Source organism: Mycobacterium colombiense (genome assembly GCF_003284975.1).
Taxonomy (GTDB): Bacteria; Actinomycetota; Actinomycetes; order Mycobacteriales; family Mycobacteriaceae; genus Mycobacterium; species Mycobacterium europaeum_A.
On record NZ_QMEU01000152.1, the window covers coordinates 1 to 8,149 of the forward strand.

Consider the following 8,149-nt stretch of genomic DNA (forward strand, 5'->3'; position numbering starts at 1 on the left):
AACGCCGTGCGAGATTGCCGCCGACCAGCTTCCGCAGGCGGGGCAGTGACCGCTCAGACGGGCCGCAGCCGCAAAGCCTCCTCGACGAAGCGCATGGATTCGGCCCGGTCGGTGGACAGCGGGTTCACCAACAGCGTGGTCACCCCGGCCTCGGCAAAGGCGGCCATGCGTTCGGCCACGTACCCAGGCGGTCCGATCAGTGACATGCCGCGCACCAACTCGTCGGGCACTGCGTCGATGGCCTCCTGCTTGCGGCCGGACAGATACAGCTCCTGGATCCGGTCGGCGACCGCGCCGAACCCGTAGCGCGTCGCCAGATTGTGATAGAAATTGCGGCCTTTGGCGCCCATCCCGCCGAGGTAGAGGCCCAGCTGCGGCTTGACCCAGGCCAGCCGCTCGTCGAGGTTCTCGCCGATGGCCAACGACGCGTGCACCATCACGTCGAGTGGCCCCAGCGCGGGATCGCGCTTGGCGGCACCGGCCGCCAGCGCCTCGCCCCAGATCGAGTCGGCCTTGTCCGGCAGGTAGAACACGGGCTGCCAGCCCTCGGCGATTTCGGCGGTGAGCTCGACGTTCTTGGGTCCCAGCGCGGCGATGCTGACCGGAATGCGTTCGCGCACAGGGTGATTGATGAGTTGCAGCGACTTGCCCAATCCCGTGCCGCGGTCCGCGGGCAGCGGTAGCTGATAGTGCTTGCCGTCGTATTGCACGCGTTCGCGCCGCCACACCTTGCGGCAGATCTCCACGATCTCGCGGGTGCGCCCGATCGGGGCGTCGAACGGGACACCGTGGAACCCCTCGATCACCTGCGGCCCGGAGGTGCCGATGCCGAGGCGGAAACGCCCGTCCGACACGTAATCCAGCCCCGCGGCGGTCATCGCCAGCAGCGACGGGGTGCGGATGTAGATGGGCAACACCCCGGAGGCCAGCTCGACGCTGTTGGTCTTGGCGGCCAGGTATCCCAGCTGGCTGATGGCGTCGAAGGCATACGCCTCGGCCACCACCGCGACCTCGATGCCGGACTTCTCGAGTTCGACCACGCGATCCACGGCCTCGTGAAAGCCGCCCGAATAGTTCAGAGCGATCCCGATTCTCATCTCTGACACTTACCACGCTGCCGCGCGGTCCAAGGCCGTCAGCCCGCCGAAGTGCCCGTCCAGTACTCCGCGAACCGCTGACCGTCGGCGGCGAGGCGCAGGATGTCGTTGCCGGTGAACGAGACCGGCCCGTCCGGGCCCAGGCCGGTGCCCACCCAGCGGCCCGCGACTAGGTCGCCGTCACGCAGCGGGCCGAGCTCGATGGCAAAGCTCAAGTCCGAGAACATGTTTCGGGTCTGCTCGACCATCTGTGCGAGCTCCTGGGGTCCGCAGACCTCCCGGCCGGGCCAATGACCTACGAAGTCGTCGGTGACGATCTCGGGCGCGACGGGCGCGCCGTTCCACAGCTCGATGATCCAGCGGTCGTAGAGCGCTCGCACGGTCGACATACGGGGCAATTACCCCGTCGGCCGCGCCTTCTCACTTCAGCAGGGCGACGATCTTGTCTTCCAGGGGAATCGCTTCGGCCTCGGGGTCGATCGCGTCGGTGCGGGGCAGGTGCACGTCGGGGTCGGCGAAGTCACGGTACTTCTTGTCGCCGGCGAGCGCATAGAGCAGGTAGCCGGTCAGCAGCGCCCGAACCGACCGCTGCGTGCGCCGGTGCGGTCCGGCCAGACCCACCACCGTGGTCAGCCGCCGTCCCTCGACCAGGCCACCGGGTTCGGCCTTGCTGACGATGCGCAGCGTCGCCGCGTCCCACACGTCGGCGAGGGGCAAGGCATGGGAGTTCAGGGTTTTCGGATCGCCCGGCGCGGCGAAGATCACCCCGGGAACCTGCAGCGTCGCGGCCGGCTGCTGGGCCGGCGGACTGGTGACGGTCGGGAAGATCGCGGCCACTGACCTGGCCGGCACGCCGGCCGATCCTGCCATCCCGGCCGCGGCGAACACCGCCGCCGAGCCGCCGAAACCGTGACCGGCCACGCCGAGCTTGGCCGGATGCACGCTGATCTTGCCGGGGCCCAGGCGCACGCCCGAGATGATGTCCAGGGCGGTGCCGAGATCGAAGGCGAAGTTGAGCACCGACGGCGCCAGGCCGCGCTGGGTGTCGGGCGCGCCGGCCACGATGCCCCACGAGGCCAGGTGCTCGAGCAGGTTCGAATACCGGGCCGCTCCGGCGAGCCAATCGTGGCCGAACGCCACCCCGGGCAGATTCAGCCCCTCCTCGGGGGTGTACACCACCCCCGGCAGCCCGGCGAAGGCCAGGTCACCACGCAAAACCCGATGCGGACCACGGCGGCTGAGAGCTGCGACGAGCTTGCGGATGCGGGCCACGCGTTGACGTTAGCGCATCCTTCGTCTAGGCCCTGACCTCGAGGACACCCACCCGCCACAGCGCCGCGTAGAGCTGCTGCAGCGGGATGGACAGCAACCGGGTGGTCATGGCCATCACGGGGTCCGTGGGGCCGGCCGCGGGCTGCCGGCGCGGCGAGGCCGGTTGCGTGGCTACCGGCGCCGCCGAGGCGGGCACCGCGTCGTCGTAGCGAACTGCGGTCATGATTGCCTCCCATGGCGCCCGGCGGGCGGTCGGAGAAAGTTACGCATCTCAATACGACCCGTTGCACAATTCCCGGTTAACAACCACTGACGACGAAAATCCATTGCTCGGCTAAAAGCGTGCTCCCAGGTAGCCAGATAACTCGGCCGATACCGAATAAAATCTTTACTGCAAACGGATGACCGCGGCTGCGTGGCTGACAAGCTGTGCGATCGTGATCGGGCGGGCTTCAAGCGGCTCGTCCTTCCGCGGCTTTTCGCTTATTTCCAGGATTTGCTGACATTTCAAATGTTAGGGCGGTGGGTCCCGCGGACGTTGGTGCGACACGAAAACGTCACGCATACATCGGGTGAAAAACGTTCCCGCCGTTTATGACGCTCGAGTGAATGGCGGAGGGGCCCAGGGCGCCCGGCCCACGCGCGGTGGAACCAGAACCGGCGATAGGGCAAGGTCACAGCGGGCCCTTTGCGCAGGTGGGCGGCCCGACCCCGGCCGCGGAGTGCGGGATCGGTGCCGCGCCTGCACTACCCTGTTCAGAATGTGCGGAATCGTCGGCTATGTCGGGCAGCAGCCCGCCTGCGAGGTCGTCATGGCCGCGCTGCGCCGGATGGAGTACCGCGGCTACGACTCGTCGGGCGTCGCCCTGGCCAACGGTGACGGCACGCTGACCGTCAGCCGTCGCGCCGGCCGGCTGGCCAACCTGGAAGAGGCGGTCGCCGAGATGCCGGCGTCGTCGCTGACCGGGACCACCGGTCTGGGCCACACCCGGTGGGCCACCCACGGTCGCCCCACCGACCGCAACGCGCACCCGCACCGCGACACCGCCGGCAAGATCGCCGTGGTCCACAACGGCATCATCGAGAACTACGCCAACCTGCGCCACGAACTGGAGGTCCAGGGCGTCGAGTTCGCCAGCGACACCGACACCGAGGTCGCGGTGCATCTGGTGGCGCAGGCATACCGGCACGGCGACACCGCGGGCGATTTCGCCGCGTCGGTGCTCGCGGTGCTGCGCCGCCTGGACGGCCACTTCACGCTGGTTTTCGCCAACGCCGACGAACCGGGCACCATCGTCGCCGCCCGCCGCTCCACCCCCCTGGTGATCGGCATCGGCGACGGCGAGATGTTCGTCGGCTCCGACGTCGCGGCGTTCATCCCGCACACCCGCAACGCCATCGAACTCGGCCAGGACCAGGCCGTGGTGATCACCGCGGACGGTTACCGGATCACCGACTTCGACGGCAACGAGGATTTGGGGCCCGGGGCATACCGCGAGTTCCACATCGATTGGGACCTGGCCGCCGCCGAGAAGGGCGGCTACGAGTACTTCATGCTCAAGGAGATCGCCGAGCAGCCGGCCGCGGTGGCCGACACCCTGCTGGGACACTTCGTCGACGGCCGGATCGTCCTCGATGAACAGCGGCTGTCCGATCAGGAACTGCGCGAGATCGACAAGGTGTTCGTGGTCGCCTGCGGCACCGCCTACCACTCCGGGCTGCTGGCGAAGTACGCGATCGAGCACTGGACGCGGCTGCCGGTCGAGGTCGAGCTGGCCAGCGAATTCCGCTACCGCGACCCGGTTTTGGACCGCAGCACCCTGGTGGTCGCCATCTCGCAGTCCGGCGAGACCGCGGACACGCTCGAGGCGGTCCGGCACGCCAAGGAGCAGAAGGCCAAGGTGCTGGCCATCTGCAACACCAACGGCTCGCAGATCCCGCGCGAGTGCGACGCCGTGCTGTACACCCGCGCCGGCCCGGAGATCGGGGTGGCCTCCACCAAGACGTTCCTGGCGCAGATCACCGCCAACTATCTGGTGGGGCTGGCGCTGGCGCAGGCCCGGGGCACCAAGTACCCCGACGAGGTGCAGCGCGAATACCACGAGCTGGAAGCGATGCCGGACCTCGTGGCGCGGGTGATCGCGACGATCAAGCCGGTGTCCGCGCTGGCCTACCAGTTCGCTCAGTCCCCGACGGTGTTGTTCCTGGGCCGCCACGTCGGCTACCCGGTCGCGCTCGAAGGTGCGCTGAAACTCAAGGAATTGGCCTACATGCACGCCGAGGGGTTCGCCGCCGGTGAGCTCAAGCACGGCCCGATCGCGCTGATCGAGGACGATCTGCCGGTCATCGTCATCATGCCGTCCCCCAAGGGGTCGGCCGTGCTGCACGCCAAGCTGCTGTCCAACATCCGAGAGATCCAGGCGCGCGGCGCGATCACCATCGTGATCGCCGAGGAAGGCGACGACACCGTGCGCCCCTACGCCGACCACCTGATCGAAATCCCGTCGGTGTCAACGCTTTTGCAGCCGCTGCTGTCGACCATCCCGCTGCAGGTGTTTGCCGCGTCGGTGGCGCAGGCCCGCGGGTACGACGTGGACAAGCCGCGAAACCTGGCCAAGTCCGTCACCGTCGAATAGGCGCGGGACAGCTCGCGCCGCTTCCCCCGTATCACCGGCGAATACGCAGCCGATCCATTACATTGCCCTGGGAAAGCTTTTGCGGCAGGTGGGTTGGGCTACGTCCGTACGGGAGGAAGTATGCGATCGGCCGGCACGAAGTACGGCATCGTGGGTCTTGTCGTCCTCATCCTCGCGGCATACGTGGCGGCCGTCGCGATGTACGCGCAGAGCGGTACCGGCAGACGGTTGGACGTGGCCGCCGCGACGGCCGACGGCGACAAACCGTCGGCGACCATCAACGTCGAAGACATCCAGTCCAACAACAGCGTGCTCGCCGTCAACCTGGCGTTCAATCCCGGATCGGCGTTGCTGGACCCGAAAACCCATCACCTCAAGGACGATCTGAGCCTGCGCGTGCGTTCCTCGGCGATGCCGTCCCGGCACACCTGGACCAAGGGCATGCTGCCCGGCCTGATGGCGGTCCCGCTGACCATCGCCGGCCAGATCGAGCGGTGGCCCTTCGACCAATACCGCTCGGGGCCGATCGAAGTCGAAATCTTTTACGGCCCGGACACCGACCGGGCGCCCGACCACGTGCCGGTGACCTTCGTCGACCACCTGTCCGGGTGGCGGCTGTCAGCCACCAGGTCCCAGGCGGAGGGCCCCTACCGGCTGAACGTGCGGCGCTCGCTGAGCACCGCGGCGTTCGCCATCGTCATCCTCGGCGTGCTGATCACGATCGCCAGCCTGGCCCTCGTCGTGGCGATTCAGACGGCGCGCGACCGGCGGCCGTTTCAGCCGCCGATGACGACCTGGTACGCGGCGATGCTGTTCGCGGTGGTGCCGCTGCGCAACGCGCTACCCGGCTCGCCACCGTTCGGCAGCTGGGTCGACATCACCGTCGTCATCTGGGTGCTGGTCGCGCTGGCGGTCTCGATGATTCTCTACATTGGCTGCTGGTGGCGGCATTTGAAGCCGCCGACGGCCGCCGCACGGGCGGAACCGGCGCCCGCACCTGCGGAACCGGCGCCGGCCAAGTAGCCGGACGCCGGCGGCGTGTTTGCCGCCGAAGCTGTCCGGCGCCGCGCCCCGCGTGCGAAGGTTGAGTCGTGGCGCATCCATCGGTACGCAGGCGAGTGCGCAGCATGACGCTGGCGGTCTGGCACTACGTCACGAGCGCGCCGCTGACCTATGGCTGGCTGCTGGTGCTGATGATCACCACGATCATCCAGACCCATCTCACCGGCAGGGAGCTGCACTCGGTACTGCTGCACCGCTCCACCAACATTCACGAACTGGGTAGGGATCCGCTCGATGTCTTGTTCTCCAGCCTGTTGTGGATCGACGGCAAGAACTTCGAGCCCTACCTGCTGCTGTTCACCCTGTTTCTCGCGCCGGCCGAACACTGGCTCGGCCAGCTGCGCTGGCTCACAGTGGGATTGAGCTCGCACATCCTGGCCACCTACATCAGCGAAGGCATCCTCTACTTCGCGATCGAGGACCACGACGCCCCGCAACGGCTGGTGCACGCCCGCGACATCGGGGTCAGCTATTTCCTGGTGGGCGTGATGGCCGTGCTGACCTACCACATCGCTCGGCCATGGTGCTGGGGCTACCTCGGGGTGCTGTTCGTCATCTTCGGTTTCCCGCTGATCACCATGGGCAACGAACTGAACTTCACCGCGATCGGGCACTTCACCTCGATTCTGATCGGCCTGTGCTTCTACCCGATGACGCGCACGCGTTCCAAGGGCGGCCGGCAGCTGAGTCCGGCACGCCTGCGGGCCATCGTGCGCCGCCGCGTGCCGCCGGCCACCCCGAGCTGATGCCGGCACCCGCGCGCAATCGAAATACCGTGGGCGCCAAGCCCCCGCGACGGTGCCACGTAATCTGACTCTGATGCGGCATTACTACTCGGTAGACGCGATCCGCCAGGCCGAAGCGCCACTACTGGCCAGCCTGCCCGACGGCGCCTTGATGCGACGCGCGGCCTACGGGCTGGCCACCGAGATCATCGGCGAGTTAGCGGCGCGCACCGGCGGGGTAACCGGGCGACGTGTGTGCGCGGTCGTCGGCTCCGGGGACAACGGCGGAGACGCGTTGTGGGCGGCCACCTTCCTGCGCCGTCGGGGCGCGGCCGCCGACGCGATCCTGCTCAACCCGGAGCGCACCCACCGCAAGGGCCTGGCGGCGTTCCGGCAAGCCGGCGGTCGCTTAGTCGAAAGCGTCTCGCCGGCAACGGATCTCGTCATCGACGGCGTGGTCGGCATTTCGGGCTCCGGGGCGCTGCGGCCCGCCGCGGCCGAGGTGTTCGCCGCCTTCAAAGAGGCGGGCGACCCGCCGGTGGTCGCCGTCGACATCCCCAGCGGCATCGACGCGGCAACCGGCGCGATCACCGGCCCCGCCGTGCGCGCCGTGCTGACCGTCACCTTCGGCGGCCTCAAACCCGTGCACGCGCTGGCCGATTGCGGGCGCGTCCGGCTGATCGACATCGGGCTCGACTTACCCGAGACCGACGTGTTGGGGTTCGAGGCCGCCGACGTGGCCGCCCGCTGGCCGGTGCCCGGGCCCCACGACGACAAGTATTCCCAGGGCGTCACCGGCGTGATGGCCGGCTCGTCGACATATCCGGGCGCCGCCGTGCTGTGCACCGGCGCCGCCGTCACCGCCACCTCGGGCATGGTCCGCTACGCCGGCAGCGCGCACCGCGAGGTGCTCGCGCACTGGCCGGAGGTGATCGCCTCGCCCACCCCCGCCTCGGCCGGCCGGGTGCAGTCCTGGGTCGTCGGCCCGGGACTGGGCACCGACGACGTCGGGGCGGCGGCGCTGTGGTTCGCGCTGGAAACCGACCTGCCGGTGATCGTGGACGCCGACGGGCTGACCATCCTGGCCGCGCACCCCGAGCTGGTGGCCAACCGCACCGCGCCGACGGTGCTGACCCCGCACGCGGGTGAATTCGCGCGACTGGCGGGTAACCCGCCGGGTGATGACCGGGTGGGCGCGTGCCGCAAGCTGGCCGACGCGTTCGGCGCCACGGTGCTGCTCAAGGGCAACGTCACCGTCATCGCCGACCCTGGCGGCCCGGTCTACCTCAATCCGGCCGGGCAGTCCTGGGCGTCGACCGCCGGATCGGGTGACGTGCTGTCCGGGATGATCGGGGCC

The 8,149-nt window shown here is 68.7% G+C and carries 8 protein-coding genes; 4 read left to right on the top strand and 4 right to left on the bottom strand.

Annotated elements, in window-relative coordinates:
• Window positions 1-53: 53 nt before the first annotated feature.
• From DQP58_RS24910 to DQP58_RS24925, 4 genes are read right to left on the bottom strand one after another with little or no spacing between them, the layout of a single operon-like run.
• Complete coding sequence (locus DQP58_RS24910; protein WP_112710770.1) at window positions 54-1,097, bottom strand: LLM class F420-dependent oxidoreductase; 1,044 nt, start codon at window positions 1,095-1,097, stop codon at window positions 54-56.
• Window positions 1,098-1,135: 38 nt separating this feature from the next.
• Window positions 1,136-1,486 (bottom strand): ester cyclase, encoded by a 351-nt coding sequence (locus DQP58_RS24915; protein WP_112710771.1) that lies wholly within the window; start codon window positions 1,484-1,486, stop codon window positions 1,136-1,138.
• A gap of 31 nt (window positions 1,487-1,517) precedes the next feature.
• A complete protein-coding gene (locus DQP58_RS24920; RefSeq protein WP_112710772.1) occupies window positions 1,518-2,369 on the bottom strand; it encodes a hypothetical protein in 852 nt (283 codons plus the stop codon).
• Window positions 2,370-2,394: 25 nt separating this feature from the next.
• Window positions 2,395-2,592 carry an Rv1535 family protein gene (locus DQP58_RS24925; RefSeq protein WP_112710773.1) on the bottom strand — a complete coding sequence of 66 codons (198 nt, stop codon included), beginning with the start codon at window positions 2,590-2,592 and terminating at the stop codon, window positions 2,395-2,397.
• Between the two features lie 538 nt (window positions 2,593-3,130).
• Between DQP58_RS24925 and glmS the strand changes: the two genes are divergently transcribed.
• The 4 genes from glmS to DQP58_RS24945 form a co-directional block, all read left to right on the top strand.
• Window positions 3,131-5,005, top strand: a complete 1,875-nt coding sequence (glmS, locus tag DQP58_RS24930; RefSeq protein ID WP_112710774.1) for a glutamine--fructose-6-phosphate transaminase (isomerizing) — start codon at window positions 3,131-3,133, stop codon at window positions 5,003-5,005.
• Between the two features lie 120 nt (window positions 5,006-5,125).
• Complete coding sequence (locus DQP58_RS24935) at window positions 5,126-6,028, top strand: DUF4436 domain-containing protein (protein ID WP_112710775.1); 903 nt, start codon at window positions 5,126-5,128, stop codon at window positions 6,026-6,028.
• Window positions 6,029-6,132: 104 nt separating this feature from the next.
• Window positions 6,133-6,813, top strand: a complete 681-nt coding sequence (locus DQP58_RS24940) for a rhomboid-like protein (protein ID WP_240630126.1) — start codon at window positions 6,133-6,135, stop codon at window positions 6,811-6,813.
• 73 nt (window positions 6,814-6,886) lie between these two features.
• Window positions 6,887-8,149: bifunctional ADP-dependent NAD(P)H-hydrate dehydratase/NAD(P)H-hydrate epimerase (locus DQP58_RS24945; protein ID WP_133259433.1), on the top strand; the 1,263-nt coding region annotated here is incomplete at its 3' end.

Bases quoted from the DNA above. Each gene is read 5' to 3' on its own strand.
- DQP58_RS24940 (WP_240630126.1), top strand. From the start codon at position 6,133: ATGACGCTGGCGGTCTGGCACTACGTCACGAGCGCGCCGCTGACCTAT.
- DQP58_RS24935 (WP_112710775.1), top strand. From the start codon at position 5,126: ATGCGATCGGCCGGCACGAAGTACGGCATCGTGGGTCTTGTCGTCCTC.
- DQP58_RS24915 (WP_112710771.1), bottom strand. From the start codon at position 1,486: ATGTCGACCGTGCGAGCGCTCTACGACCGCTGGATCATCGAGCTGTGG.
- DQP58_RS24925 (WP_112710773.1), bottom strand. From the start codon at position 2,592: ATGACCGCAGTTCGCTACGACGACGCGGTGCCCGCCTCGGCGGCGCCG.
- glmS (WP_112710774.1), top strand. From the start codon at position 3,131: ATGTGCGGAATCGTCGGCTATGTCGGGCAGCAGCCCGCCTGCGAGGTC.
- DQP58_RS24910 (WP_112710770.1), bottom strand. From the start codon at position 1,097: ATGAGAATCGGGATCGCTCTGAACTATTCGGGCGGCTTTCACGAGGCC.